Origin of the sequence: Nonomuraea sp. LP-02 (assembly GCF_036289125.1) — a bacterium.
Lineage (GTDB): Bacteria > Actinomycetota > Actinomycetes > Streptosporangiales > Streptosporangiaceae > Nonomuraea > Nonomuraea bangladeshensis.
Genome location: NZ_JAXCLK010000001.1, coordinates 2,504,007 through 2,530,507, shown reverse-complemented (window position 1 = coordinate 2,530,507; position 26,501 = coordinate 2,504,007). Strand labels below are relative to the sequence as shown.

Annotated in this window: 20 protein-coding genes; 6 read left to right on the top strand and 14 right to left on the bottom strand. The window is 74.8% G+C overall.

Annotation, left to right across the window (positions count from 1 at the left end):
* Positions 1-28: 28 nt before the first annotated feature.
* Genes SMD20_RS11720 through SMD20_RS11710 form a run of 3 tightly spaced genes read left to right on the top strand, consistent with a single transcriptional unit; the run spans position 29 to position 7,130 of the window.
* A complete protein-coding gene (locus SMD20_RS11720) occupies positions 29-1,762 on the top strand; it encodes a TIGR02677 family protein (protein ID WP_329578996.1) in 1,734 nt (577 codons plus the stop codon).
* Positions 1,759-2,925: a TIGR02678 family protein gene (locus SMD20_RS11715; RefSeq protein ID WP_329578993.1), complete on the top strand. Its 1,167-nt coding sequence runs from the start codon at positions 1,759-1,761 to the stop codon at positions 2,923-2,925. The genes SMD20_RS11720 and SMD20_RS11715 overlap by 4 nt, the downstream gene beginning before the upstream one ends.
* Positions 2,922-7,130: a TIGR02680 family protein gene (locus tag SMD20_RS11710; RefSeq protein ID WP_329578990.1), complete on the top strand. Its 4,209-nt coding sequence runs from the start codon at positions 2,922-2,924 to the stop codon at positions 7,128-7,130. Before SMD20_RS11715 ends, SMD20_RS11710 begins: the two co-directional genes overlap by 4 nt.
* Here the strand turns inward: SMD20_RS11710 and SMD20_RS11705 are convergent.
* From SMD20_RS11705 to SMD20_RS11685, 5 genes are all read right to left on the bottom strand, one after another.
* Entirely contained in the window at positions 7,117-9,993 is a 2,877-nt protein-coding gene (locus SMD20_RS11705) for a hypothetical protein (protein ID WP_329578987.1), read from the bottom strand. The two genes, SMD20_RS11710 and SMD20_RS11705, sit on opposite strands and share 14 nt — an antisense overlap.
* A gap of 227 nt (positions 9,994-10,220) precedes the next feature.
* Positions 10,221-11,285 carry a carbohydrate kinase family protein gene (locus SMD20_RS11700; protein WP_329578985.1) on the bottom strand — a complete coding sequence of 355 codons (1,065 nt, stop codon included), beginning with the start codon at positions 11,283-11,285 and terminating at the stop codon, positions 10,221-10,223.
* A gap of 19 nt (positions 11,286-11,304) precedes the next feature.
* Positions 11,305-12,129: a PIG-L family deacetylase gene (locus tag SMD20_RS11695; RefSeq protein ID WP_329578982.1), complete on the bottom strand. Its 825-nt coding sequence runs from the start codon at positions 12,127-12,129 to the stop codon at positions 11,305-11,307.
* A 95-nt stretch (positions 12,130-12,224) separates the two neighbouring features.
* Positions 12,225-13,364: a tyrosine-type recombinase/integrase gene (locus SMD20_RS11690; protein WP_329578979.1), complete on the bottom strand. Its 1,140-nt coding sequence runs from the start codon at positions 13,362-13,364 to the stop codon at positions 12,225-12,227.
* Between the two features lie 277 nt (positions 13,365-13,641).
* Positions 13,642-15,033, bottom strand: coding sequence for a tetratricopeptide repeat protein (locus SMD20_RS11685; RefSeq protein WP_329578976.1), 1,392 nt, complete (start codon positions 15,031-15,033; stop codon positions 13,642-13,644).
* A 96-nt stretch (positions 15,034-15,129) separates the two neighbouring features.
* On the opposite strand from SMD20_RS11685, the gene SMD20_RS11680 reads away from it, so the two are divergent.
* A complete protein-coding gene (locus tag SMD20_RS11680; protein ID WP_329578973.1) occupies positions 15,130-15,939 on the top strand; it encodes a DUF1206 domain-containing protein in 810 nt (269 codons plus the stop codon).
* A 59-nt stretch (positions 15,940-15,998) separates the two neighbouring features.
* On the opposite strand, the gene SMD20_RS11675 is transcribed toward SMD20_RS11680, so the two are convergent.
* Positions 15,999-17,003, bottom strand: coding sequence for a glycerophosphodiester phosphodiesterase family protein (locus tag SMD20_RS11675; RefSeq protein ID WP_329578971.1), 1,005 nt, complete (start codon positions 17,001-17,003; stop codon positions 15,999-16,001).
* A gap of 35 nt (positions 17,004-17,038) precedes the next feature.
* The gene (locus SMD20_RS11670; protein ID WP_329578968.1) at positions 17,039-18,850 is read right to left on the bottom strand and encodes a DUF2264 domain-containing protein; all 1,812 of its coding nucleotides are present in this window, start codon (positions 18,848-18,850) and stop codon (positions 17,039-17,041) included.
* A gap of 97 nt (positions 18,851-18,947) precedes the next feature.
* Between SMD20_RS11670 and SMD20_RS11665 the strand changes: the two genes are divergently transcribed.
* Together SMD20_RS11665 and SMD20_RS48340 are read left to right on the top strand one after the other, a co-directional pair.
* Positions 18,948-20,312: an L-lactate MFS transporter gene (locus SMD20_RS11665; RefSeq protein WP_442942473.1), complete on the top strand. Its 1,365-nt coding sequence runs from the start codon at positions 18,948-18,950 to the stop codon at positions 20,310-20,312.
* The gene (locus tag SMD20_RS48340) at positions 20,309-20,416 is read left to right on the top strand and encodes an MFS transporter small subunit (RefSeq protein ID WP_442942472.1); all 108 of its coding nucleotides are present in this window, start codon (positions 20,309-20,311) and stop codon (positions 20,414-20,416) included. Before SMD20_RS11665 ends, SMD20_RS48340 begins: the two co-directional genes overlap by 4 nt.
* Before the next feature lie 4 nt (positions 20,417-20,420).
* Here SMD20_RS48340 and SMD20_RS11660 read toward each other — a convergent pair whose 3' ends face one another.
* The 7 genes from SMD20_RS11660 to SMD20_RS11630 form a co-directional block, all read right to left on the bottom strand.
* Positions 20,421-21,737, bottom strand: a complete 1,317-nt coding sequence (locus SMD20_RS11660) for an amidase (protein ID WP_329578962.1) — start codon at positions 21,735-21,737, stop codon at positions 20,421-20,423.
* Positions 21,738-21,760: 23 nt separating this feature from the next.
* Positions 21,761-22,552, bottom strand: a complete 792-nt coding sequence (locus SMD20_RS11655) for an amino acid ABC transporter permease (RefSeq protein ID WP_329578959.1) — start codon at positions 22,550-22,552, stop codon at positions 21,761-21,763.
* Positions 22,549-23,217, bottom strand: coding sequence for an amino acid ABC transporter permease (locus tag SMD20_RS11650; RefSeq protein WP_329578956.1), 669 nt, complete (start codon positions 23,215-23,217; stop codon positions 22,549-22,551). Before SMD20_RS11650 ends, SMD20_RS11655 begins: the two co-directional genes overlap by 4 nt.
* Positions 23,218-23,222: 5 nt before the next feature.
* Positions 23,223-24,050 carry a glutamate ABC transporter substrate-binding protein gene (locus SMD20_RS11645; protein WP_329578953.1) on the bottom strand — a complete coding sequence of 276 codons (828 nt, stop codon included), beginning with the start codon at positions 24,048-24,050 and terminating at the stop codon, positions 23,223-23,225.
* 13 nt (positions 24,051-24,063) lie between these two features.
* Positions 24,064-24,807 (bottom strand): amino acid ABC transporter ATP-binding protein, encoded by a 744-nt coding sequence (locus SMD20_RS11640; RefSeq protein WP_329578950.1) that lies wholly within the window; start codon positions 24,805-24,807, stop codon positions 24,064-24,066.
* Between the two features lie 104 nt (positions 24,808-24,911).
* Positions 24,912-25,763 carry a glutamate ABC transporter substrate-binding protein gene (locus SMD20_RS11635; RefSeq protein ID WP_329578947.1) on the bottom strand — a complete coding sequence of 284 codons (852 nt, stop codon included), beginning with the start codon at positions 25,761-25,763 and terminating at the stop codon, positions 24,912-24,914.
* On the bottom strand, positions 25,760-26,446 hold the full coding sequence (locus SMD20_RS11630; RefSeq protein ID WP_329578944.1) for a response regulator: 687 nt from the start codon (positions 26,444-26,446) through the stop codon (positions 25,760-25,762). Before SMD20_RS11630 ends, SMD20_RS11635 begins: the two co-directional genes overlap by 4 nt.
* Between the last annotated feature and the right edge of the window lie 55 nt (positions 26,447-26,501).

The window sequence follows — 26,501 nt, the reverse complement described above, 5'->3', positions numbered from 1 at the left end:
CCGGAAATCGCGCGAGGGGAGCGGGGCGATGGCTGAGCCGCCGAGGATGCCGCCGGAGCTTTTCCGGTTCGCCACGACCGAACGGGCGGACCTGCACACCGCGGTCCTCCACGCCTTCGCCGCGGCCGCCGGCCGCCTGGAGACCGCACTCACCCCGGCCGGGCTGCGTGCCCTCCTGCCCGCCGGGGCCTGCGAGGAGCGGGACCTCGCCGCCGCGCTCCGCAGACTCACCGCCTGGGGGCTGCTCGACGTCGTCTTCGACCACGCGGGCGGCTTCGGCACCGCCGAGGCGTACCAGCGCGAAAGCATCCAGTACGCCCTGACCCCGCGTGGCGAGGCCGCGCTCGCCGGGCTCCGGCACGCCACGGCGGCCCTGTCGTCGCCAGGGTCGTTCTCCGGCGCTTTGCACACCGCCGTCCTCGACGCCGTCGCCGAACGCCTGCGCGAGCTCGACGACCTGCTCCGCGACCCCGACCCCGGCCGCGACCGGCGCGTCTTCACCGCCCTGCGCGAGCTGGAGTGCCACTTCGACGATCTCCGGGCCGACGCCGGCCGCTTCACCGCCGGCCTGCGCCGTCTCCTGCGCCCCGGCGAACCCGTGCCGGACGCGGACGTCACGTACCTGCGGGAGACGGTGGCGTACCTGCAGGAGTACGTCACCGGCCTGGACCGGCGGCGGGACGCTGTCACACGGGCCCTGGAGGCCGTCGCCCGGCACGGCGCGCACCTCCTGCACACCCGCGCCCTCGCCGGCGCCGACCTGTCCCCGTCCCAGGCCGGTCGGGACCCGGTGGCTGCGTGGCTGGAGGAGCGGGCCGTGCGGTGGGAGGAGCTGCGGGGGTGGTTCGCCGCCGCGGACGGCGGGGCGCGGCGGCTGCACGACCAGGTACGGCAGGCCGTCGTCGCGCTGCTGGAGTCGCTCGACAGGATCGCCGACGCGCACCGCCGCCCGGCCGGCGCCGCCGCCGACTTCCGCGCGCTGGCCCGCTGGTTCGCCGCCGCCCCCACCGAGGAGGACGCCCACCGGCTGTGGGACGCCGCGTTCGGGCTCGGCCCCGCCCGGCACGCGCACCTCGGGCACGCCGACGCCGAGGTCGTCCCCGCCGGGGTGCCGTGGGCGCGGGCGGAGCCGGTCGAGGTGTCGGCGCTGCTGCGGGCGCGGGGGCGTACCGAGCGGGTGGGCCGTACCGGCAGGGTCCGCGACGTGACGGCCCTGCGCGCCGAGCGCCGCGCCCGCGCCGCCAGGGAACGCGCGGCCCTGGAGGCCGCCTGGTCCTCCCTGACCACCACCAGCAGCTCCACCCCACCCTCCGCCACCGCCCCCGCGTCACCGAGCCCCGACGGGCCACCATCGTCCGGGGCCGGCGCGCTGGAGGCGGCGAGAGCCGACGGGGCGGGGTCCTCCGGGATCGGTGGGTCGAGACTGTCCGGGGCCGGCGCGCTGGGGGTGGCGGGGGCCTCCGGGAGCGGTGCGATGCGGTTGTCGCGGCTGGGCGGGCTCGACCACGACGGTCTCGGGCGCCTGCTCGACCTCCTCGGCCGCGCCCTAGCCGAGCGCCCCGACTCCACCGGGTTCCGCCGCGCCGCCACCGCCGACGGCCGGATCGAGATCGTGCTGCGCGACCCGGAGGACGGCGCGACGGCGGAGCTGCGTACCCCGGAGGGCTGCTTCCGGGGCCCCGACTACCTCATCGACCTCCGCACCCCCGGCCAGGGCCGCGAGGCGACCCCGACCGTCCACGGCCGGGCGGTCGGGGCGTGAACGGCCGCGCCAACCAGCTCGTCCGGGCCGAGAAGGAGGAGATCGCACGGGCGGTCAGGACGCTGCTCGGCCGCCCCCTGGTGTCCCGGCACGCCGACCCGGCCGCGTTCGACCTGGTCAGGAAGCGCCGCAGGCCGCTCGTCCAGTGGTTCGACTACTTCTGCGGCTGGCGGCTGGTCGTCGAGCCCCGCCAGGGGTACGCCCGGCTCGCCAAGGTCTCCCCGCGCGCCGACGCCACCCGCCCGGCCCGGCGTACGCGCGGCTCCGGGGCCCCGTTCGACCGCCGCCGCTACACGCTGCTGTGCCTGTGCGCGGCCGAACTGCTCGCCGCGCCCGTCACCACGGTCGGCATGCTGGCCCGGCGGGTGGCGCGGGCCGCCGCCGCCGAACCCGGCGTGCCGCCGTTCGACCCGGTACGGGGGGAGGAGCGGGCCGCGTTCGCCGACGCGCTCGCCCTCCTCCAGCAGTACGGCGCCCTCACCCCCCTCCACGAACCCCCCACCGACGACGCCGACGTGCTCTACCGCGCCGACACCACCCTGGTGACCCGGCTGCTCACCACCCCCGTCCCGCCCTCCACCCTCCAGGCCGCCGACCTCGCCGCGCTCACCGCCGAGCCCCGTTACGGCGGGGACGACCCGACCGAGATCCAGCGCGTCCTGTGGGCCCGCCACTCCCTCGTCCGCCGCCTCCTCGACGAGCCGGTCGTCTACCACGACGACCTCACCCCCGAGCAGTACGCCTACGCCGCCTCACCCACCGGCCGCCGCACCATCCGGCGCGCCGCCGAGGAGGCCGGTTTCGTCCTGGAGGAACGCGCCGAGGGCTTCCTCCTCGTGGACCCCGACGCCATCGCCACCGACGGCCGCTTCCCCGACGACGGCAGCCCCGCCAAGGTCGCCGCCCTGCTCCTGCTCGACCCGCTGATCACCGGCGGCCCCCTGACCGCCGCGCGACTGGCGGACGAGGCCGCCGGCCTGCTGCGCCGCTTCCCCCAATGGGCCAGGTCCTACCAGTCGCGGGACGGCGCCGCCCGCCTGGCCGCCGACGCGCTGGAGGTGCTCGCGCGCTTCGGGCTGGCCCGCCGTACGGGCGACCGGGTCACCGCCCTGCCCGCCGCCGCCCGCTACCGCGTCGCCCCTGACTACCCGGAGGACGCATGACCGTCACTGAGCTGACCAGGGCGCGGGCCGCGCGCGGCGGGGAGGCCCGCTGGACGCCGGAGCGCGCCGGGATACTCAACGTCTGGCGTTACTACGACGAGGTGTTCGAGTTCCACCGTGGCCGGCTGCTGCTGCGCGGCCCCAACGGCAGCGGCAAGTCCAAGGTGCTGGAGCTGCTGCTGCCGTACGTGCTGGACGCGAGCCTCAAGCCGAGCCGGCTGTCCACGTTCGGCGGCACCGAGCGCACCATGCATTGGAACCTCATGGGCGACGGCGCGGGCGGCGTCACCCGGGCGGGCTTCGTGTGGCTGGAGTTCCGGCACGCCGACGGCCGCTGGTTCACCTGCGGCACCCGGCTCCAGGCCACCGTCCACACCAAGAACGTCACCGCCTCCTACTTCACCCTCACCGACGCCAGGATCGGCGTGCCCGGCGGGATCCGGCTGACCGGCGACGGCGGCCACCCGCTCACCCGGACCCAGCTCGCCGAGGAGCTGGGCGCGGCGGGCACGGTGTACGAATCCGCTGAGGCGTACCGGACCGTGGTGCGCCGGACCCTCTACCCGGGACTGAACGAGCAGCGCTACGACACGCTCCTGACCGCGTTGCGCCAGCTCCGTACCCCCAAGCTGTCCGAACGCCTCGACCCCGGCCTGCTGTCCGACCTGCTGTCCAGCGCGCTGCCGCCGCTCGGCGAGGACGAGCTCCGCGACCTCGCCGAGGGCTTCGAGCGGCTGGAGCGGCAGCGCGAGGAGCTGCGGCGGCTCGACCGGGATGTGACGGAGACCGACCGGCTCGCCGGCCGGCAGCGCGACTACGCCCGCCGCGTCCTGCGCGCGGCCGCCGCCGGCGTGCTGCAGAGCCGCGCCGAGCTGGACGCGCGGGCCGAGGAGACCGCGGCCCGGCGCGCGGCGCTGCGCGAGACCGAGGAGGAGCTGCGGGCGGCGACACTGCGGCTGGGGGAGGAGGAGGCGCGGGAGCTGGCGCTGGCGGCGCGGATCGACGGGCTGAAGGAGAGCGAGGCATACCGCGGCGGGAACGGCCTGCACCGGCTGCGCGAGGAGGCGCGGCGCGCCCACGAGACGGCGGCGGCGCTGCGCGACCAGGCGGGCGCGGCGGCCCGGGCGGCGGCGGCCAGGGAACGCCTCTCGCTCCGCGCCGGCACGGCCGCCCGCGCCGCGGCCGCGCTGGCCGACCGGGCCTGCGCCGAGGCCCGCGACGCCGCCCGGCGAGCCGGTCTCCTCAGCGCCCACGACCTGGACACCTGCGAAACGAGCACCAGGGAGGAGGCGTGGGCGGCGCGCGAGCTGGTACGGGTCGCGGTGAGCAGCCGGGCCGCGCAGATCCGCGAGGTCAGGGCCGCGGCGCTGGCCCACGAGGAGGCGGTCGATCGGCGTACCGCCGCCGAGCGGGACCGCGACCAGGTCAGGGACGCCCTCGACGCCGCCCGCGAGACCGGCGAACGCACCGGCCGCCTGTGCGAAGAACGCCTCAAGGACCTGGCCGCCGCCCTCGCCGAGTGGGCCGCAGGCTGCCTCCACCTCCGCCTCGACCCCGGCCGTCTCGCCGCCCTCGCCGGCGACCCCGCCGCCGCCGACGAGGCGGTGACCGAGGCCAGGATCGGCGCCGCCGTACGGATGGCGGCCCGCGAGCACCAGCTCACGACCGTACGCGACAACCTGGCGAAGGAGCGGGCCGAGCTGACCACGGAACGCCGCGGCCTCGACGAGCGGGCCGTCCTGGAGCCACGCGCCCCCCGCACCCGCGCCGGGTCCGCCCGCGAGGGACGTCCTGGTACGCCGCTGTGGCGGGCGGTCGGGTTCCGGCCGGGCGTCGATCCCGGCGTCCAGGCGGCGGTGGAGGCCGCGCTGGAGGCGTCGGGCCTGCTCGACCTGTGGCTGCTGCCGGACGGCGGGTTCGCCGCGGACGAGCACGACGCGTTCGCCGTGACCGCGCTGTCGCGTCCCGCGCCCGGCCCCAGCCTCGCCGACGTGCTGCTCGCCGAGCCGGGCTCCCCGGCCCCGGCGGAGGTGGTGCTGGCCGCGGTCGCGTACGCGCCCACCGCGCCGGGCGCCGACCATCCGGCCGTCATCGGCGCGGACGGCACCTGGCGGCTCGGCCCCGCCGCCGGCCGGTGGGCCAAGCCGGAGCCCTCGTACGTCGGCGCCGCCGCCCGCGAGCGGGCCCGCCGCCGCCGGATCGCCGAGCTGGACGAGCGGCTGGGCGACGTGGCGGGACTGATCGCCGAGTGCGGCCACCTGCTCGCCGTGCTCGCCGGCGACCGCGACGCCCTGGCCGCCGAGCTGCGGCGCAGGCCCGACCGCGAGCCGTACGACGCCGCCGCCCGCGCCCTGGACGCGGCGGTCGCGCAGGTCGCGCTGCTGGAGGACCGGCTGCGGGCGGGCGAGGAACGGCTGCGCGGGCGCGAGGCGGAGGTCGTCGGCGCGCTGCGGCGGGTCACCGAGCAGGCCGCCGCGCACGCCCTCCCGACGGCCCTGCCCGCCCTGGACGGCCTGGAGGAGGCGCTGCGCGCCGCCGAGACCGCCGCCGCCGTACGGCACGAGCGCCGCGCCGACGCCCGCGCCGCCCACGAACTGGCCGCGTACGCCGCCGAGACCGCCCGCGAGTACGAGGATTTGGCGGTACGCGCCGTCGAACGCGCGGAGGAGGCGGCGGCGTCGGCCGTCACCCTGGCCGAACGCCTGTCCGCCATCGAATCCGCCGTCGAACGCGCCGCGAGACCCGCCGGGGATTCCGCGGCCGGTTCCGCCGTCGAACGTGCGGTAAAGCCCGCCGGGGAACCCGCGTCCAGGCCCGCCGTCGGACACGCCGCGAGGCCCGCCGGGGAATCCGCCGTCGAGGCCACCACAAGACCCAGCGGGGAGTCCACCGCCGGGTCCGGGAGCGACGCCGACCGCCTTCGGGTGCTCGAACAGCTCCACGACATCCAAGCCGCGCACCGCTCCTCCCGCCGCCTCGTCAAATCGCTCAACGAGGGCCTGGCCCGCCTCAACGCCCGCCTCGGCCGCCTCCAGGGCGAGCTGGCCGCCGCCGAGGAGAAACACGCCGGGGCGGAACACGCGTACGACGCCGCCCGCGCCCGCCTCCACCGCCTCACCTCCGGCCACCTCCCGTCCGACGCCGCGCTGCCACCGGGAGCGGCCCCGGACCCGGCCGGGACATCGGTGGAGGCGGCCCGGCGCCTGGCCGAACACCTCGACGCGGTGCCGTACCAGCCGCGCCACCTCCGGGAGGCCGAAACCCGCCTGCGGGACGCCGTCCACCACGCCCGGGAGGCCCTCGCCCACCGGGCGACCCTGGAGCTGGCCTGCGACGACGACGTACAGGTGCTCACCGCGAGCACCGGCGGCGCGCGGACCGGCGTGGCCGCGCTCGCCGACACGCTCCGCGCCGAGCGGGACGCGCGCAGGTCGGGCAGCGGCCAGGCGGAACGGGACCTGTTCGACCGCATGCTTAGCGGCGGCGCCCGCCGTCACCTCGCCGACCGCATCAGGCAGGCGACCGCCCTGGTCGAGGACATGAACCGGCGCCTGGAACGGGTCCGCACCGCCTCCCGGCTCGCGGTCCGCCTGGCCTGGCAGGTGGACCCGGCTCAGCCTGCGAGCACCAGGACCGCCCGCGACCTGCTGCTGCGCGACCCGGCCGGCCTGGACGAGGCGGCCCGCGAGGCCCTGTACGCCTTCTTCCGCGACCGGGTGGAGGAGGCTCGGGCCGACGGCTCCCCGGCGAGCTGGGAGGACCAGCTCGCGACGGTGCTCGACTACACCTCCTGGCACCGGTTCACCGTCCGGCTCGACCGCGGCGACGGCCAGGGCTGGCAGGACCTCACCAGGAAGCTGCACGGCGCGCTGTCGGGCGGGGAGAAGGCGATCGCGCTGCACCTGCCGCTGTTCGCCGCCGTGGCCGCGCACTACCAGACCGACCCGGGATGCCCCCGGTTCATCCTGCTGGACGAGGTGTTCGTGGGCGTGGACCGGACGAACCGCGGCCAGGTCTTCGAGCTGCTGGTGGACCTGGGGCTGGACCTCGTGCTGACCTCCGATCACGAATGGTGCGAATATCGCGAGCTCGACGGGATCGCCATCCACCAGCTCATCACCGGCGACGGTGACGACGCCGTGACGACGGCCCGCTTCGTCTGGAACGGCCACCGCACCGCCCCCACCGATCTCAACCGGCCGTGACCTGGCGATGCAGGCGGCGGGCCTCGTACACGAGAAGGCTGGAACCCTTGCGGGCCGCCACCTCCGCCAGCCCGGGCACATCCCCGCGCCCGCCCGCCAGCTCGGCGGCGTCCGCGGCGACCTTCAGCAGGTCTCCCAGCCCGGGACGGGACCGTTCGCCGCGCGCGGGCAGCAGCGGCGGCAGCGCCGCGGCCAGGGCCGCCCACACCTCGGCGTACGCGCCCATCGCGGTCAGCTCGGCCAGCGCCCCGGTGACCCGCTGGAGCCTGACCATCCCGGCGCCGATCAGCCGGGCCAGGACGTGACCCAGCTCGGCGGCCGGGAGCTGCCCGCGTACGGCCAGGGTGACCAGCGCGTCGATCGCCGAGGCCCGCTGTCCCGGATGCTTGTGTCCCAGCCCGAGGGCGATCGTGCTCACCACGGCGCGCCCCACCGGCCCGTCGCCGTGGACCATGACAGCCACGTGCTCCACCAGGCCGTCCCTGCTGTCGAGGCGCACCGGGAGGCGGAGCAGCAGATGAGCGGCGACGAGCTCGCGGTGCGAGGGCAGCACGTACGGCAGCCACACCTCCTCCGGGGCGTGGTCGCGCAGCGGATCGATCCGGCACAACCCGCGCAGCGGCTCGGGCAGCTCTGGGTCGGGCTCGATCCGGGCGTGCACCTCCACGCGCTGCCAGGTGGCCCAGCCGGGGCCGGCGTTGTGCTCCACCGTCTCCACGCTCCACGCCACCTCCGGATCCGGCAGGCCGCCGCCGCGTACCCACGCCGCCAGCGCGCGCCCCGCCTGTACGGGCAGCCGTTCGGCCCGCGCCGCCACCTCCGGGTTCACCCGGCGGGGCAGCCGTAACAGCGCCTGCTGGAGGTCGGCCGCGAGCGGCTCCCGCTCGCCGAGCCGCGCCAGACGCTCCAGCAGGGCCTCGGGATCGACGTGGCCGGTCGGGGAAGTGGGGGTGGCCAGCAGCACGGGCACGGCCTCGGCACGCCGCTCGAACATCGCGACGACCTCCCGGAAGCGCTGCGCCACGAACCGGTCGAGCCGGGAACCGACGTACGGGGGCGTGTTCGCTCCGGCCAGCGCGGCGGTCAGCGCGAGGCTGTCGGCGGGCGAGACGATCGCCAGCCCGCAGCGGTCCAGCAGCAGGCGCCGATCCTCGTCGTAGCCGCTGACGCACAACGCGAGCTGCACCGGGTCGAACGGCTGCTTCGGCCAGCGCTTCCGACGCCAGCTCCGCAGGCCCGCGGCCACCGCGTCGCGGTCACGGCCGGCCAGCTCGACCAGCGCGGTGAGGAGCCATTCGAACTGCAGCGGCTCGTCCGGCCAGCGGCGCAGCTCCCATTCCACGACCAGCTCCGCCACGCTGCCGATCGGCGGCGCGAGCGCAATCGGCTCCGCCACCCACAGCTCGGGCACGGCTGGCCTCTCGTCCGGGGCCGCCGTGGCCGCATCCGGCCAGGAGAGGGGCGGCCGTCCGTCCGGAACCACCGTCATAGCGCTCAGCTCGGGGAGGGGCGGCTGCTCGCCCGGGACCGCCGCGGTCGCACCCGTCCGCGGGAGGGGCAACTGCTCGTCCGGGGCCGCCGTAGTCGTACCCGTCCGGGGAGGGGGCGGCTGCTCGTCCGGGACCGCCGTCGCCAGGCCGTAGGCGGCCGACATCTGCTCGCGCAGCTCGGCGGACAGCCGGGCCGCCGCCTCGCGGACGGCCTCCCGGCCCTCGTCGTCCGCGTACGGGGCGAGCCGGACCGCCAGCCGCGCCGCGCGTTCCCGCACCGCCGGCGTCTCGACGTCGAACGCCACCGCCAGCGCGTCCACCACCGCGCCGCTCCGGGCCGGGGGACCGGCCGCCAGCCAGCGCACCGCGTGCGCCACGTGCTTGCGTTCCGGCCGGAACACCAGCGCCCGTACGGCCTCCGCGAACAGCTCCGCGCTCAGCAGGCCTGCGTCGTCGGCCCGCCGCAGCTCCGCCACCGCGACCTGTACGACCGGCGAGGGCGCCGACGGCAGCAGTCGGACGAAATCGCGTACCGGCACGTCGTCGAGGCCCGGCCCCAGCAGCCGCCACAACGCCACGAACGGCGCCACCTCGGCCGCGTCGCCGCCACCGGCGAGGAAACGCCGGGCGCAACCGTCGATCAGCGTCCGCCGCGGCGCCAGGCCCGCCTCCGCCAGCTCGGCCAGCTCGGTGACGATCGTCTCGGAACGCCAGATCGACCGCCACACGCTCGCCATCCGCCCGCCCTCCGCGAGCCCCCGGAAGAGGTACGGAACGACGTGCCGGAGCAGTGGATCGGCGGGGAGGAGCGCGTAGTGGGTGAGGCCGTCCGGGGCGAGGAGCGGCGAGCCGGGGTACAGCCGCGCCCGCCGGGCCCGCCACAGCGCCCACCCGGCGGCGAACCCTTCGCCGGCCGGCTCCACGCCGGTCTCCAGCACCAGCGCTGCCGTCAGCTCCCAGTTCGGGCAGGCGTTCCACGGGTCGTCCCACGAGGCGTCGACCCCGTCCGCCAGCCTCGTCGCGAGCTCCGCGCGCCAGTGATCGGACCGGGTACGCAGCAGGGCCGCGAGCCTGGACGCGTCGGCCTTGGCCGAGAGGTAGAAGCGGCGCAGCTCCGGACGGGCCAGCCAGCCGGCCACCTCCGCAGGACTCTCCAGGCAGGCCGCGCCCGCCAGACGGTAACCGGCGGCCCTCTCCTGGCGCGCATTTCCAGGGCACGCGGCGAGATGTCCAGGCAGGCGCGTGCCCACCTCCTGGCGGTCCGCCTCGTCGAGCCGGGCCAGGACCGTGTGCAGGTGACGTTCGTCGCCCTCCTCGACCAGGTCGAAAACCCGCCGCCAACCGTCCGCTGACGTCCGCGCCCATCCGATCATGGGCCGGACCATAACAACCCCCGCCGACAATCCCGGCCTTGGTCCGGAGCAGGGGTCCCAGCCCGCGACACAGGGTCCCAGCCCGGGAGCCGGGACCCCGTGAGCGAGGACGCCGCCAGCTCGGACACCCGCCAGCCAGGACCCCCGGCCGGTGGCGGCGTTCACCCTGGGTGGTCAGGGTGGGAGGTCAGGGTGGGCGGTCCAGGGTGGGCGGCGCAGGGTGGGTGTCAGGCGGGCGGTTCACGGTGGGAGGTCAGTTGGGCGGCCCAGGGTGGGTTGGCGCCGGGGACTGAGCAGGTCAGGGCGGCCACGTGGGCTGCGAACGCCGCCGCCTCCGTCGCCGTCCCCAGGTCCAGGCCGTCCAGCCGGCCGCCGAGGTGGCCGCCGGCGTGCAGGCGGTGCAGGAGGCCGGCCGTGAAGGAGTCGCCCGCGCCGACCGTGTCCACGACCTCGACCTCGGGGGCGGGCACGGTGGCGCGCTCGCCGTCCAGCGAGACCAGCGCCCCTGCGGCCCCCCTCGTGATGACCACCAGGCGGGCCCCCGCCTCGTGCCAGGTGTCGCAGGCGTGTTCCTGGGACACCCCCGGCAGCAGGAACTCCAGGTCGTCGTCGCTGAGCCTGAGGATGTCGGCCCACGAACACCAGCGCGCCACCTGGTAGTCGTCCTTCGCGGCGAGGCTGGGGCGGACGTTCGGGTCGACCGAGATCGTGGCGTGCGCGGACGCCGCCCGCGCGAACTCCTCGACCGCCGCCCGCCCCGGCGCCCTGACCAGGGCGAGCGAGCCGGTGTGCAGGCAGGCGGCGGCGCCGAGCCTGGCCGGGGCCAGCTCGTCCCGGCTCCACTGCCAGTCGGCGGCGCCCTCGGCGTAGAAGGTGTAGTCGGCCCGTCCGTCCGCGTCGAGGGCGGCGACGGCGAGCGTGCTCGGCTCGGCGGCCTCGACGCAGCCCGACAGGTCCACGCCCGAGGCCGCCAGGTGCCCGCGGAACAGGTCACCGAAGACGTCACCGGAGAGGCGGCCGAGGAAGCGCGCCGGGGTGCCGAGCCGGGCGAGCGCCACGGCCGTGTTGGCGGGGCCGCCCCCTGGCAGCACCCGCAGCTCCAGGCCGTGCCCGCCCCTGCCGTCGCGGTCGAAGCCCCTGCTGTCGCCCCCGCTGTCAGGGGAGGCGGAGGGGCGACTGGTGAAGCCCGGGTCGGCCTCGGGCTCCGGCAGCGCGTACGACCCGCCGTCAGCGGAGGCAGAGGGGCGGGTGGTGAAGGCGTCCGCGACGCACTCACCCAGAACAGCGATCATCGGCCGCCTTCCTCACCGGCTAGTGGCGCAGGCCCGTGAACAGGTCCTCCTCGTGGGCGGGCGTCCGCACCTTGGACAGCACCCGCTCGAACGCCTCGTACGAGAACGCCCGCTGCTGGGTCTCCTCCGGCATGCGCAGCAGGAAGATGTTCTCGCCCTGGCTCTCGTGCGCCCGCAGCGCCTTGAGCTTGCGCTCGGTGTAGGGGGCCACGTCGACGACCGTGGTCACCCGCTCGTCGGGGGTGCCGAAATCGTCGGGGAGCTCGAAGTCGCCCACGTCCATGCCGCTGTCGCGCATCATCTCGAACATCTGCTTCATCGCCGAGCGTGGCATCGCGGTGTAGTAGAACTTGTCGGGGATGCCGGTCGACTCGACGGCCGCCGCGGTGATCCGGTGCGTCTGCACGTGGTCGGGGTGGCCGTAGCCGCCGCCGCCCGTCTCGTCGTACGTCACCACGACCTGCGGCCGGTAGCGCTCGATCAGGGCGGCCAGCCGGCCCGCCGCCTCCTCCACCGGGACGTTGGCGAACGCGTCGGGGTGCCCGTTGCCGGCCCATCCGTCCATGCCTGAGTCGCGGTAGCCGAGCAGCTCCAGGTGGTCGATGCCCAGGTGGGCAACCGATTCGCGCAGCTCCTCAAGGCGGCGGGCGGCCACCGCCGCGTCGTCGTGACCGTCCTCGCCCGGTTTGACGCCGCCGTCGCCGTCGCCCTGCTCGCCGTTGGTGCAGGTGACCAGGACGGTGCGGACGCCCTCCTCGGTGTAGCGGGCCAGGATGCCTCCGGTGCTGAGGCATTCGTCGTCGGGGTGGGCGTGGACGACCATGAGCGTGAGTTCCCGATCCATGAGCCGAAACCCTACCCGGCCCCACCGACATTCCCGGCTCAGAGGCCCCGCCCCGTCTCCCCCAGGCCAAGCCGGGGGAGACGGGGCGCACGGGGTTATCGGGCGTTGAGGAGGTCGGTGACGTTGGTGGCGCGGAGCATCGCCGGGGTGAGCAGGCGGGCGCGGTGCTCCGGGACGCCGCCGGCGCGGGCGGCGGCCGTGAGCGCCGTGCCCAGCCAGGCGGTGTCGAGGGCGCGGCCGTCGGGGCGGCGGATCAGCGGCTCGCCCGGCGGCCGGCTGGCGCACAGGACGCGCAGCAGCGGGCGGGCCAGCGGCGTCACCAGGAAGGCGGCGACGTCGTCCCGGCCGTGGTTGACGGTGACGACGGCCGGCTGCCCCACGGTGCCGTCGGGCACGGTGCGTACGTCCTGACGGGTCAGCCCGGCCAGGGCCTCCACGGCGGCGCCGGTCAGCTCCAGCAGCGCGACGGCCGCCGCCTCCGTGGTGCGGCCGTCCGCCGCGAGGCGGGCGACGCCCTCCCGGAGCAGCCGCCGCTCCTCCGGGGTGACCGCGTCACCGTTGCCCGAGCGGGCCGGCTTGGCCGGCGTGGCGCCGGCGACCTGGTTGTGCCGGACGACGCCGCAGCGCCAGGCGTAGGTGTAGAACGACAGCAGGGCGGCCCGCTTGCGGCTGACCGTCTTGCTGGTCAGCGGCCTGCCGGGGCTTCGGGGGATGCCGCCGGTGCGGGCGGCCTCGCAGAACGCCTCCAGATGGGCGCCGGTGACGGCCAGGAGCTCGACGCCCGGCTCGGCCGCCTGCAGCCAGCGCAGGAACGACGCCACCACCTGCAGGGCCACCTGGCGGGCGGCGGCGGACGGCTTGTCGCACAGCCAGGCGGACACCGTACGGCGGGCGAGCGGGTCGAGGGCGTCCACCAGGTCCACGTCGGCGCCGGGCACCTCGCCCCCGTCCTTGGGACGGCGGCGCGGCCGGAGCCCGGGGATCTCCCCGACGCTCCCCGGCGCGGCGTTCTCCGCCCGGCCGCGGTCAGGGGTCGCGGCCGGTAAGCGGTGGTCGTGCGGCGCGGGGCCGGCGTCCGGCGACGGAGTGACCGGCGTCACCGGCGAGGCCGGCGTGACGCGGGGGACGCCGCGTACGGTCTCCCGTCGCGGCAGGCCGCTCTCCCGGCGGACCGGGGCGTCCTGCTCGCCGGCGGGAGCGGGGGAGGGGCTGGTGAGGGGATCGCCTTCGCGCATGGTCAGCATGTGATCGGCACCGGCCGGGTACGCGCACGAAGGGCACGACCGGGTGGGGCGTCGGCGACGGCGGGCGTCCATGGGCACGGCACGAGCATCACGGGGGTGGCCGTCGCGGCGGCACGGCGAGCGCGACGACCCGAGCCTGGCAGACCGATCATGATCTCGATCTTCTCACGAACGCCGCCTCATGAAGACCTCTACGGCCCCGGCAGTCCCTTGCGAATCGGCGGTCACACGCCTTGCTCCTGAGTCATGACTCAGTCGAACCGCCCGGTCAGAGGGCGCGGGCGAGCTCGCCGGCCCGCGTCCGCGCGGCCGCCGCCGCGGCCCGGTCGCCGAACGCCTCGGCCACGGCCGCCTGCTTCAGCCAGTTGTACGGGCTGCACGGCCGCACCTCGATCCGCTCGCTCACCAGCGTCCGCGCGACGTCCCGCGCCCCGGCCCGCAGCGCCGCCTCCAGCAGCGTGCGCTGCACCGCGTCGCGCTGGGCGTGGCTGCCGCCGAACTCGTTGACCCGGTGCCGGATCGGGTACAGCAGGTCGAGCGCTGCCCGGTGGTCGCCCCGCCCGAACGCGACGAGCGCCCGGCACACCGGCAGCCCCACCCGCAGCGTCATGTCCACGTTGGTCACGCCGGGGCGCGGCGCGGCCACGTACGCCTCCCGCGAGGCGATCAGCTTCTCCGCCTCGCCCAGCCGCCCCGCGCCCACGTACGCCATGACCGCGTGCATGTCGTTGAAGGCGTAGAACGGCTCGGCCACCCGCGCCGGCCAGGCGTCGGCCAGCGCCCGCCACCGCTCGGGCTGCTCCGACCCCTCGAGATGGAGCCGCCACAGCAGGGCGGCGGCGTCCAGCAGCTCCAGGCACGACTGCCCGTCGGCCAGCGCCGCGTCGTAGATCGCCAGCACCCGCGGCACGTCCCCGGCCTCCAGCGCGAACAGGCAGTAGTGCCACCAGGCGTGCACGTTGAGGAACGTCCCAGAGGACCAGTCGGGCACCCGCGCGTCGAGATAACGCAGCCCGTCGCCGAAACGGCCGCGCATCTCGTACGTGTGCGTCACCGCGTGGATCGCCCACACGTCGCGCCGGTCGAGCTCGACCGCCCGCAGCCCGACCTCCTCCGCCCGCTCGTAGTCCCCGGCCTCCTCCAGCCCGAAGGCGTACATGCCGAGCACCTGCCCGTAGTGCGGGTCGCCGGGACCCCAGGCGGTGAGCGCGCCGCCGACGCGGTCGCGCAGCGAGCGGGCGTCGCCGGTGAAGAAGTCGACATGGTGCCCGGCGATCAGCGCCAGCGCGTCGCGCGGATGCTCGGCGGTGATCTCGGCGAGCAGCGCCCCGCAGGTCAGGAAGTCGCCGTCGAGCAGCGCCCGTACGGCCGCGAAGTGGGCCCGCTCGCGCGGCGGCAGGGACGTCTCGCCGGCGCGCCGGAGGAAGGCGTGGAAACGTACCCGCGCCGTCCGCGCGTCCTCGGCCTCGGTGGTCAGCAGCCCGAGATAGGCGGCGAGCACGTGGCCCATGGGGAAGTCGGGCGACTCCTCCAGTGCCGCGTTCGCCTCGGCGTCGACCTCGGCCCGGAAGTGCAGCAGCTCGTCGATCGCGCGGTCGTAGTGGCGGGCCGCGGCGGCGCTCGCCCCGCTCATGGCGAGTCCGTGCTGGTCGGTCCTCACCCGATCATCGTAACGACGGCGCGGCCCGGGGCCGAGGTCTGCAACGCCGTTTTCCGGGCACTTCGTAAGTCCTCCGAACACCCCTCTGGAGGGATGATGAGCACGGCGGGACAAGAGGTACGCGGCGCGGCGCGGAGAGCGGCCCGCCACCCCGTCATGGACGTCGCCACGCGGATCGGCCTGGCCTGCCGCGGCGTGCTGTACGCGCTGGTCGGCGCGGTGGCGGTGCAGATCGGCCTGGGCGAGCGGTCGAAGGAGGCCGACAAGGCGGGCGCCATCGAGGCGGTCGCCGAGCTGCCCTTCGGCGCGGGACTGCTGTGGATCATGATGGTCGGGTTCGTGGCGCTGGCGCTGTGGCAGGTCTCGGAGGCGCTGTTCGGGGGCGGGGAGACGATCGAGCGGGCCGAGGCGGTCGCCAGGGTCGCGGTGTACGCGCTGGTCATGGTCAGCCTGATCAGCGTGCTGACGAAGGGGAAGGCGTCGTCCGACGACGAGAAGTCCCGCGACATCACGGCGACGCTGCTCGGGCTGCCCGGCGGGCCGGTGATCGTGGGCGCGATCGGGCTCGGGCTGGTCGTGCTCGGCGGGTACTGGGTGCGCCAGGGGCTCACCAAGGGGTTCAGGGAGGAGCTGGACCGGGCGAGCATGCCCGCGCCCGCCCGTACCGTCATGGACCACGTCGGCCTCGGCGGGTTCGTCGCAAGGGGCGCGGTCGCCGCGCTGGCCGGGATCCTCGTCTGCCGGGCGGCGGTCACGTTCGACCCGGACGAGGCGGGCGGCATCGACGCGGCGCTGCGCGAGTTCGCCGGCACGCCCGCCGGGCCGTGGCTGCTCGTGGTGGTGGCGCTCGGGCTGCTGCTGTTCGCCGCGTACTGCTTCGGCGAGGCGCGCTGGCGTCGTACGTGAGCCGGTCAGCGCCGGCGTCGTACCTGAGCCGGTCAGCGCCGGCGTCGTACCTGAGCCGGTCAGCGCCGGCGGCGGGCCCGTTCGGCGAGCACCGCGCGGGCCGTGCCGGGGTCGTCGCAGAACGCGCCGTCGATCCCCGCGTCCAGCAGCTTGGCCAGCCAGCCCGTGACGTCGCCGGTCGCCCGCGGGTGGGCCGGGCTCGCCGGGTCGCCCGCCCGGTGGTCGGCGGGGAGCTGGGAGTTCTCGCCGCGTACCGTCCACACGTGCACGTGGAGGCCGTGGCGGTGGGCGTCGGCGACGAGCGTCGTGGGCGGCAGCGTCCGGCCGGCGGCGTCGCGCGGCACCACGAGCCGGGTGTCGACACCGATGCCGTCGGCGTACCCGGCGATCTCGCGCAGGCCGTCCGGCGTCACCAGGTCCTTGGAGGAGCGGGGGTCACCGGCGGCGATCCAGTCGTAGGGCGCGCCGTCGTACGCCACGAGCTGGATCAGCGGCAGCTCCGTCCTGCCGCGCAGCTCGCGCAGGTTCGCCGTCTCGAACGACTGGATGTACGCCGCGCGCACCCGGTGCCGGCCGAGCACCTCCAGCAGCGGCTCCTCCAGCGGCAGCCCGAGGGAGGCGAAGTACGTCGGATGCTTGGTCTCCGGGTACACGCCGACGCCCGCCCGCAGCGCGAGCCGCACGACCTCTTCGAACGTCGGGATCTCCGCCAGCCCGTCGAACGCCGTGTTGCCCGGCCGCAGGTCAGGCACCCGCTCCTTGGCGCGCAGCGTCTTCAGCTCCGCCAGCGTGAAGTCCTCGGTGAACCAGCCGGTGACCGGCCGGCCGTCGATGGTCTTGGTGGTGCGCCGGTCGGCGAACTCGGGCCGCGCGGCCACGTCCGTCGTCCCGGAGATCTCGTTCTCGTGCCTGGCCACCAGCACGTGGTCCCTGGTGGCGACCAGGTCGGGCTCGATGTAGTCGGCGCCGAGGGCGATGGCGGTCTCGTAGGACAGGAGGGTGTGCTCGGGCCGGTGGGCACTCGCGCCCCGGTGCCCGATCACGATGGGCGGTGTCTGGGTCACGAGGGCGACCGTACCGTCGCGCGGCATGCACGGTGTCAGGCGGGCAAGGGGATCTCGTCCGTGGCGCCGTCCGGCCAGGTGATCACGTCACCCTTCACCACAGGCGGCTCGCCGCCCTCTCCGAGCAGGAGCGCGGCGGTGTACCAGCGGCCGGGCCCGGCCGGGTCCGGGGTGGCGCACCACGGGACCAGCGTGCGTCCGGCGAGCGGCGTGGCCGCGACCGCGACGCCCCGCTCCGTCAGCCCGGGGCCGCCCACGACGCGGGTCGCGGGCCCGCCCTCGGGCGCGGGCCACCCACCGAGACGCAGCCGCCCGCCCGACTCGGAGGTCCGGGCGGCCGGTTCGGCGTGGAGGCGGGCGAAGCGGACCTCCCAGGCGCCGCGCACCGCCGAGACGACCTCCACCTCCGGCCCGTCGCGCAGCTCGCCGCCCGGCCGGCTGTACCCGTGGTCCGGGCCGGGGCCCTGCTCGCCCCAGCGGGCCCGCCAGCGCGACGAGCCGACCAGCGTCCCGGACGGCAGCGCGGACACCGGCCCCGCCGTGAACCCCGTCCGGTGGGAGGCCCGCCCGTCCTCGTCCAGCACCGCCACCGACTGGTCGAGCGGATCGCCGGACAGCAGCGGGAAGGTGGCCGTGGAGTAGCCGAGGCGGGCGTAGAGCGGCGCGTCGGCGAGGCGCGCGCCCGGCCGCGCGTGGTCGGTCCCGTGGTTGACGACCCGGACGATCCCGTCCGCCCGCGTCCCGCTGACCAGCCAGCCGGGGGCCCGTACCACCCGCGTGAAGTCGCCGGTCTCGACCGGCAGCGGCTCCTCGACGGCCGTCCACACCGGATGACCGGCCGGCAGCGACAGCCCCAGCAGGCCCTTCGCCGCCCAGTACGGCGAGCCGGGCCCCGAGTAGTCCTGCGCGATCCCGCGCCACGGCCCGTGCCAGCCGAGGGTGAGCACCCCGTCGCGGTCCGGCGCGCCGCGCTCGGCGAAGTGCCGCACGATGCCCGACGCGGCCCGGCGCAGCAGCCCGGGGGAGCCGACCCCGGCCCGCGCCCCCGCCCAGAACGGCGCCGCCGCGGCGAACCGGTAGGTCAGGCTGCGCCCCTGGACGAGCGGCGAGCCGTCGGCGCCCACCAGGTGCACGGCGTCGTCGAGGAAGCGCTCCAGCCGGGCCAGGTACGCGGGATCGGGGTCGCGGCCGGCCATCTCGCTCCACAGCAGCGGGTACAGGTGCAGCGCCCACCCGTTGTAGTGGTCGTAGGAGCGCTCGGGGCCGTCGGCGTACCAGCCGTCGGCGCGCTCGAACGTGCGGGCCAGGGCGAGCCCCGCCTCGATGTCCTCCTCCGCGTACGGCCCGCCCACGGAGGCCAGGAACTGTTCGGTGACGATCTGGAACCAGACCCAGTTGATCGGCGGGTAGGCGGCGCCGACCGCGGGCGCGAGCCAGTCCACCACCTGCTCGCGGACCCGCGGCGGCAGCCGGTCCCACAGCCACGGCCGGGTCAGGTGCAGCACCAGCGCGACGGAGGCGGCCTCCACCTTGGCCTGGTCGTGCTCGTCCAGCCGTGGCCACCGCTCGGGCGAGGCCGGGTCCACGCCGGCGGCCAGGCCCTCGGCGTACCACTCCATGAGGCCGAGCGGGTCGCGCCCGTCCTCGCCGGCGACGCGGAACCCGGCGGCGAGGAACGTGCGGGCGAAGCCCTCCAGGGCGTCGACGTCGGGGCCGTACCCGCCGGGCGGCCCGGGGAAGGCGACGCGCGCGTGCGCGGGGGAGGCGTGGTCGCGGGCGGCGAGGAGCAGGCGGTCGGCGAGGGCGGCCCAGTGCTCCCTGGTCCAGCCGGTGTAGGGGGAGATCACCAATCCAGCAAACACGGGTGTGCCGTTCGTCGACAAGAATTGACCGCTCGCCGTAAAGATTCGCCGCTTCCGCAATACCGCATACAGTATGTTGCGCGTGGCAGGATTCCTCAGCCGATCCCGTACCGTCGCCGACCCCTCCTGGAGCCGCTGGCTCGTGCCGCCCGCGGCGCTCTCGGTGCACCTCGCCATCGGCCAGGCGTACGCGTGGAGCGTGTTCAAACCCCCGCTGGAGTCCGCGCTCGGGCTCTCCGGCACGCAGAGCGCGCTGCCGTTCCAGCTCGGCATCGTCATGCTCGGCCTCTCGGCCGCCTTCGGCGGCACGCTGGTGGAGCGCAACGGGCCGCGCTGGGCCATGTTCGTCTCGATGACTTGCTTCTCCTCCGGCTTCCTGCTCTCCGCGCTGGGCGTGGCCACCCGGCAGTACTGGCTGGTCGTGCTCGGCTACGGCGTCGTCGGCGGGATCGGGCTCGGCATCGGCTACATTTCGCCGGTCTCCACGCTGATCAAGTGGTTCCCCGACCGCCCCGGCATGGCGACCGGCATCGCGATCATGGGGTTCGGCGGGGGAGCGCTCATCGCCTCGCCGTGGTCGGCGCAGATGCTCGGCGCGTTCGGCACGGACACCGGCGGGATCGCGCTGACGTTCCTCGTCCACGGCGTGGTCTACGCGGCGTTCATGACCATGGGCGTGCTGCTGGTCCGGGTGCCGCCCGAGGACTGGCACCCGCGCGGCTGGACCCCGTCCGCCGCGGGCCGCCGCCCGCTGGTCACCGACGCCGACGTCTCGGCCCGCAACGCCATCCGCACCCCGCAGTTCTTCTGCCTGTGGGTGGTGCTGTGCTGCAACGTCACCGCGGGCATCGGCATCCTGGAGAAGGCCGCGCCGATGATCACCGACTTCTTCGCCGGCACGCCCGCCGCCGTCGCGGCCGGGGCGGCGGCCGGGTTCGTCGCGCTGCTGTCGCTGGCGAACATGACCGGCCGCTTCGTCTGGTCCTCCACCTCCGACCTCATCGGGCGCAAGAACGTCTACCGCGTCTACCTGGGCGCCGGGGCGCTGCTGTACCTCGTCATCGCGCTCGCCGGGGCCTCGTCCAAGCCGGTGTTCATCGTGTGCGCGCTCGGCATCCTGTCCTTCTACGGCGGCGGCTTCGCGACCGTCCCCGCGTACCTGAAGGACCTGTTCGGCACCTATCAGGTGGGCGCCATCCACGGCCGGCTGCTCACGGCCTGGTCCACGGCGGGCGTGCTGGGGCCGCTCATCGTCAACGCGGTCGCCGACGCCGGCGAGGCCGCCGGCCGCTCCGGCCCCGCCCTCTACACCACCTCGCTGTACGTCATGATCGGCCTGCTCGCGGTCGGCTTCCTCGCCAACGAGCTGATCCGGCCCGTGGCGGACAAGTATCACGAGCACCCGTCCCGGGGGACGGTCACGGAGGAGAAGGGACAGACCGTATGAGCAGGCGCACCGCACTCATGACGGTGGCGTGGGCCTGGGTCGGCCTGCCCTTCGCCTACGGCATCTACAACCTGCTGCTCAAGCTCGCCCAGCTCTTCGCCTGAGCGGTCAGCCGGCCTGCCGGGCCGCCGCGAACAGCTGGGCCTCGCCGCCGGGGCGGGCGACGAGCTGCAGGCCGACCGGCAGCCCGTCCACGAGCCCGGCGGGGACGGTCAGGGCCGGACGGCCGAGGACGTTCCACGGGCTGGTCATGGCCAGCAGCGCGGCGCGCACCTGGACCTGCTCGCCGCCGAGCTCGGCCTCCCGCATGCCGATCGGCGGGGCGAGGATCGGGACGGTCGGCGTCGCCAGCACGTCGTACGGGCCGAACAGGGCCTCGGCGTGCTCCTCCAGCTCCCGCCGGGCGTCCATGGCCCGGACGTAGCGCCAGGCGGGCAGCTCGGCGGCCAGGCGGAGGCGGTCGAGCACCTCCGGGTCGAACAGGCCGGGAGCCGAGGCCAGCCGGCCGGCGTGCACGGCCGCCGTCTCGCCGCTCTGGACGGCCAGGTACGTCTCACGGAACAGCTCCAGGACCTCCGGCGCCATCCGCACCTCGCCCGCGATCTGCCCTGCGGCGGCCCGCGCCGCCCCGGCGACCCGCGGATCCGTCGGGAAGAGGCTGTCCGGCTCCAGCCACCCCACCCGGACCTCGCCCACCGGGTCCTCCGCGAGCCGGGAGGCGGTCAGGGCGTCGTGGGCGAGCAGGCAGCAGGACGCGGTGGCGGCGAGGACGCCGACGTGGTCGAGCGTGCGGGAGAGCGGGAAGACGCCGTCCGCCGGGATCGCGCCGTAGGCGGGCTTGAACCCGGCGACCCCGCACAGGGCGGCGGGGATGCGGACCGAGCCGCCGGTGTCGGTGCCGAGCGCCAGCGGGACCAGCCCCGCCGCCACGGCCGCGCCGCTGCCCGCGCTGGAGCCGCCCGTCATGCGGGAGGGGTCCCACGGGTTGCGGGCGGGCCCGCCGGCGGAGCGGTCGCCGGTCGGCCCGTACGCGAACTCGTGGGTGGTGGTCGTGCCCACGACGACCGCCCCGGCCCGCCGCAGCAGGGCCACGCAGGCGGCGTCTTCTTCCGCGACATGGTCGGCGAAGTGCCGCGACCCCATCGTCACCCGCATCCCGGCGATCATGATGAGGTCCTTCACGCCCGCCGGGATGCCGTGCAGCGGCCCCCGGTCGATCCCGGCCGCCAGCTCCTCGTCGGCCTGCCTGGCCGCCTTCGCCGCCCCGGCGGCGTCCACGGTGACGAAGGCGTTGAGCTCGGCGCCGGCGATCGCGTCGAGCGCGAGCGCGGTCAGCTCGGCGGCGGTGGTACGCCCGGAGCGCAGGTCGCGCCCCAGGCCGTCAAGGGTGCGACCGGTGAAAGGGCCGGGAGAGGGGATCGTCATGGTGCCATTGTCGTACGACCAGGTCAGCGGCCCAGCCGGTGGGCGAGGCGGTCCAGCGAGGTGTTGATGGCGATGAAGATCGCCGCGATGAGGATCGCGGCCGGGATGACGTTGGAGAAGTTCGCGGCGATGCCGTTCAGTCCCCGGTCCACGAGCTCGTCGTAGCCGACGATGAGCCCGAGCGCCGAGTCCTTCAGCAGCACGATGAACTGGCTGACCAGCGCGGGCAGCATCACCCGCACGCCCTGCGGCAGCAGCACCAGCCGCATGACCTGGTTCTTGCGCATGCCGACCGCGTACGCCGCCTCCCGCTGCCCCTTCGGCAGGCTCAGCACCCCGGCCCGGATGATCTCCGCGATAACCGACCCGTTGTAGAGCGTGAGCCCGAAGACCACCGCGGCGAACGCCGAGATGTTCACCCCGATGACCATGTACGAGCCGAAGAACGCGAAGAAGATCAGCAGCAGCAGCGGCACCGAACGGAAGAACTCCACCACCGCGGCCGCCGGCACCCGGATCCAGGCGTGCTCCGACATCCTCGCCACCGCGAAGACCAGCCCGAACAGCCCGGCCAGCAGCACCCCGGCCACCGCCGCGCCGAGCGTCCCGGCCAGGCCTGGCAGGATGAAGGTGGCCCACACGTCGCCGCGCAGCAGCGGCAGCCACTTGTCGGCGGCCCACTGGTCCTTCTCGTCGAAGCGCACGTACACGACGTAGGCGATGGCGAGCAGGACGAGCGCGACCGCCCCGGCCAGCACGCGGTTGCGGCGCACGCCGCGCGGGCCGGGAGGCTCGTAGAGGTTGGCGTAACTCATCGGGCCACCGCCATCCGCTTCGACAGCCAGCCGAACAGCAGGCCCATCGGCAGGCACAGCAGCACGAACCCGGCGGCGAAGCCGAGGAAGATCTCGATCACCTGGTCCCCGTACGTCTCGATCATCTCCCGCATCCGCACCGACGCCTCGCTCACGCCCACCACTAGGGCGATCGTGGTGTTCTTGGTCAGCGCGATGAGGATGCTGCCGAGCGGCGCCACCACCGCGCGGAACGCCTGCGGCAGCGTGATCAGCCGGAGCGTCTTGACGAAGCCGAGCCCGAGCGAGCGGGCCGCCTCGGCCTGCCCGACGGGCACCGTGTTCAGCCCGGAGCGCAGCGCCTCGCACACGAACGCCGAGGTGTAGGCGGTCAGCCCGATGCAGGCGAGCCAGAAGTTGTTCGTCGCGATGTCGTCGGACAGCTCCACGCCCAGGTTCGCGCCGACGCCGAGGCCGGTGAACAGCAGCACCAGCGTGAGCGGGGTGTTGCGGGCCACCGACACGTACGTGCCCGCCGCCGCCCGCAGCGAGGCGAGCGGCGCGACCCGCATGGCGGTCAGCAGCGTCCCCAGCACGAGGGAGCCGAGCGCGCTGACCGCCGTCAGTCTGATCGTCATCCAGAAGGCGGCGAGGATCGTCCCGCCTTCGGTCAGCAGGGCTTCCATACCGATCAGTACCGCTCCAGCTGCGGCGCCTGCGGGACGGCGAAGCCGGAGGCGCCGACGCTGGCCTGCAGAGCCTTGGTCCAGCTACCGTCGGCGAACATCTTCTCCAGCGCGTCGTTGACCGCCTTGCGGCCGGCCGTGTCGTCCTTCTTCAGCCCGATGCCGTACTTCTCGGTGCTGAACGGCTTGCCGACGACCTTGAGCTTGCCCTGGTGCTGCGCGGCGTAGCCGGCCAGGATGACGTTGTCGGTGGTGATGGCGTCGAGCTGGCCGCCGAGCACCCGGTCCACGCACGCCGAGTACGTCCGCTCCTCCTGGAGCTGCACCTCCTTGGCGTACTCCGACTTGACCTTCTGGGCGGGGGTGGAGCCGGCGACCGAGCACAGCTTCTTGCCGTTCAGCGTCTCCGGCCCGGTCAGCGAGGAGTCGTCGGCCCGCACCAGCAGGTCCTGCCCGGCCACGAAGTACGGCCCGGCGAAAGACACCTTCTGCTTGCGCGCGTCGGTGATCGAGTACGTGGCCACGACCAGGTCCACCTGGCCCTGCTCGATGAACGCCTCCCGGTTGGCCGACACCGTCTCCTTGAAGGTGATGCCGTCGGGCTCGACGCCGAGCTGCTTGGCGACGTACTTGGCGACCTCGACGTCGAAGCCGGTGAACGCGCCGTCGGGGGTGCGCAGGCCCAGCCCGGGCTGGTCCGCCTTGACCCCGATGACCAGCTTCTTCTCGCTCTTGGCCTTGTCCACCACGGAGTCGTAGCTGTCCTGACCGCCGCCGCAGGCGGTGGCGAGGACCATGACGGCGAACACCGCGTAGAGGGACCTTCCGAACATGACGTGCGCTCCTTTAGTGCGTGAGGATCTTGGCGAGGAAGGACTGGGCGCGCTCGCTGCCGGGCGCCGTGAAGAATCCGTCAGGGGTGTCCTGCTCGACGATCTCGCCGTCGGCCATGAAGACCACCCGGTCGGCGGCCCGCCGGGCGAAGCCCATCTCATGGGTGACGACGACCATGGTCATGCCGTCGCGGGCGAGCGCGGTCATGACCTCCAGGACCTCGTTGACCATCTCGGGGTCGAGCGCCGAGGTGGGCTCGTCGAAGAGGATTACCTTCGGGTCCATGGCCAGGGCCCGGGCGATCGCCACCCGCTGCTGCTGGCCGCCGGAGAGCTGGGCGGGGTACTTGGCGGCCTGGCCGCCGATCCCCACCCGGTCGAGCAGCTCGCGGGCCTTGCGCTCGGCAGCGTCCTTCGGCCTCTTCAGCACGTGCACCTGGCCCAGGACGACGTTGTCCAGGACCGTCTTGTGCGCGAAGAGGTTGAAGGACTGGAAGACCATGCCGACCTCGGCCCGCAGCCGGGCGAGGGCCTTGCCCTCGGCCGGCAGCGGAGTGCCGTCCACGCTGATCGTGCCCGAGTCGATGGTCTCCAGCCGGTTGATGGCACGGCACAGGGTGGACTTGCCCGCCCCGGACGGGCCGATGATCACCACGACCTCGCCCTTGGAGACGGTCAGGTCGACGTCCCTCAGCACGTGGTGGTCGCCGAAGCGTTTGTTGACCCGGTCCAGGACGATCAGGGCCTCCTGTGTCATGCGTCACGCTCCTTGTCTCGGTCCGCGATGGCGTAACCGTAGGAGCCGCGTGTTTTCAGGAAGGGCTTGTGATCGTTCTGCTCAGGAATCGGGCCGGATCGTGCTCAGCGGGACGACGGCTTGGAGCTCTCCGAGGTGGTCCCGGACACGCCGATGGTGTCCCGGTAGGCGCGCTCCCACTCGCCGTCGGCCAGCCAGCGGGCGATCAGGCCGTTGAGGTAGTCGCGGAAGGCAAGGTCGTCCTTGCGGATGCCGATCCCGTACGGCTCGCGCCCGAACGGCTTGCCGACCAGCCGCAGCGCGTCGGGATGCTGCGCCTGGAGGCCGAGCAGGATCGTGTCGTCGGTGCTGAGCGCGTCCACGCGCCCGGACAGCAGCGCCGGCACGCACACGCTGTAGGTGTCCACGATCTCCAGCCGGGCCCCGGACACCTCGGTGCGCAGCCGGTCCACGGAGGTGGAGCCGATCGCCGTGCAGACGGTCCTGCCGTCGAGGTCGGCCACGCCGCGGATGCGGGTGTCGGCCGCCCGGACGAGCAGGTCCTGGCCCGCGTAGTAGTACGGGTCGGTGAAGGTCACCAGGCGGGCGCGGGCGGGGGTGATCGAGTAGGTGGCGATGACCAGGTCCACGATGTGCTGGGAGATGAAGTTCTCCCGCTCGCGCGAGACGGTCTCGACGAAGCGGATGTTGCGTTCGCTGCCGGTGAGGTCGCGGGCCACCAGCCGGGCGATCTCGGCGTCGAAGCCGATGATCCGCCCGGTGGCGGGGTCCTTGTAGCCGAACATGGGCTGGTCGAACTTGATGCCGACGACCAGGACGCCGCGGTCCCTGATGCGGGCCATGGTCGAGCCCTCGGGGAACGGGTCGGCCTGCCCGCAGCCCGCCGGCACCAGGCACAGCACGAGGCACAGCAGCGCGGCGAGCGGGCGGGTGAGCGAAATCTTCGAACTGCTCATCGGGCGCGGTAACGGTGCTGGGGCCGGCCGGTGGGACCGTACCTCGGCCTGGTCTCCACCAGGCCCCGGTCGACCAGGTGCTCCAGGTAGCGGCGGGCGGTGGCGCGGCTGACGCCGATGCTGGCGGCCAGCTCGTGCGCGGAGACGTCCTCCGCGACCTCGGCGAGCGCGTCCAGCACGGCCTGCTCGGTGGCCGCGGAGATGCTCTTCGGGCGGAACGGCTGGTCGGTGTGGAGCGACCGGAAGATGCGGTCGATCTCCTGCTGCTCGGCGAAGCGGCCGCTCGCCTCCAGCTGCTCGGCGGTGGCCGCGTAGCGCAGCAGTGTCTGCTCCAGGGTGCCGGTGCGGGTGGGCTTGACCAGGTAGTACAGGGCGCCGCGCTGGATGGCGGCGCGCACGGTCGCCGACTCCTTGCGGCCGGAGATGACGATCACGTCCGCGGGCGGCTGCTCGGGGCGTCGCAGCCGGTGCGCGACCTCCAGCCCGGGCAGGTCGGGGAGGTGCAGGTCGAGCAGGACCAGGCGCGGCGCGAAACGGGCGGCGGCGGCGAGCGCCGCGTGGCCGCTGTGGGCGATGCCCACCACTCTGAACCCGAGCACCCGGTTGACCTGGGCCTGCAATGCGGCCGTCACGACCGGGTCGTCGTCCACGATGAGTACGGTGATGTCCCTGGACTGAGGCACCGCACGCTCCTCGCTCCATCTGACAGAGGTTCAGTGCAGCTTAGGTGGCTTTTGC

What these genes read in the sequence shown, in the direction of transcription:
- SMD20_RS11645 (WP_329578953.1), bottom strand. Translation starts at nt 24,050, where the DNA reads ATGTTCGGAAGGTCCCTCTACGCGGTGTTCGCCGTCATGGTCCTCGCC.
- SMD20_RS11705 (WP_329578987.1), bottom strand. Translation starts at nt 9,993, where the DNA reads ATGATCGGATGGGCGCGGACGTCAGCGGACGGTTGGCGGCGGGTTTTC.
- SMD20_RS11720 (WP_329578996.1), top strand. Translation starts at nt 29, where the DNA reads ATGGCTGAGCCGCCGAGGATGCCGCCGGAGCTTTTCCGGTTCGCCACG.
- SMD20_RS11695 (WP_329578982.1), bottom strand. Translation starts at nt 12,129, where the DNA reads ATGGATCGGGAACTCACGCTCATGGTCGTCCACGCCCACCCCGACGAC.
- SMD20_RS11635 (WP_329578947.1), bottom strand. Translation starts at nt 25,763, where the DNA reads ATGAGCAGTTCGAAGATTTCGCTCACCCGCCCGCTCGCCGCGCTGCTG.
- SMD20_RS11650 (WP_329578956.1), bottom strand. Translation starts at nt 23,217, where the DNA reads ATGGAAGCCCTGCTGACCGAAGGCGGGACGATCCTCGCCGCCTTCTGG.
- SMD20_RS11690 (WP_329578979.1), bottom strand. Translation starts at nt 13,364, where the DNA reads ATGCGCGAAGGCGATCCCCTCACCAGCCCCTCCCCCGCTCCCGCCGGC.
- SMD20_RS11640 (WP_329578950.1), bottom strand. Translation starts at nt 24,807, where the DNA reads ATGACACAGGAGGCCCTGATCGTCCTGGACCGGGTCAACAAACGCTTC.
- SMD20_RS48340 (WP_442942472.1), top strand. Translation starts at nt 20,309, where the DNA reads ATGAGCAGGCGCACCGCACTCATGACGGTGGCGTGGGCCTGGGTCGGC.
- SMD20_RS11700 (WP_329578985.1), bottom strand. Translation starts at nt 11,285, where the DNA reads ATGATCGCTGTTCTGGGTGAGTGCGTCGCGGACGCCTTCACCACCCGC.
- SMD20_RS11660 (WP_329578962.1), bottom strand. Translation starts at nt 21,737, where the DNA reads ATGACGATCCCCTCTCCCGGCCCTTTCACCGGTCGCACCCTTGACGGC.
- SMD20_RS11680 (WP_329578973.1), top strand. Translation starts at nt 15,130, where the DNA reads ATGAGCACGGCGGGACAAGAGGTACGCGGCGCGGCGCGGAGAGCGGCC.
- SMD20_RS11710 (WP_329578990.1), top strand. Translation starts at nt 2,922, where the DNA reads ATGACCGTCACTGAGCTGACCAGGGCGCGGGCCGCGCGCGGCGGGGAG.
- SMD20_RS11655 (WP_329578959.1), bottom strand. Translation starts at nt 22,552, where the DNA reads ATGAGTTACGCCAACCTCTACGAGCCTCCCGGCCCGCGCGGCGTGCGC.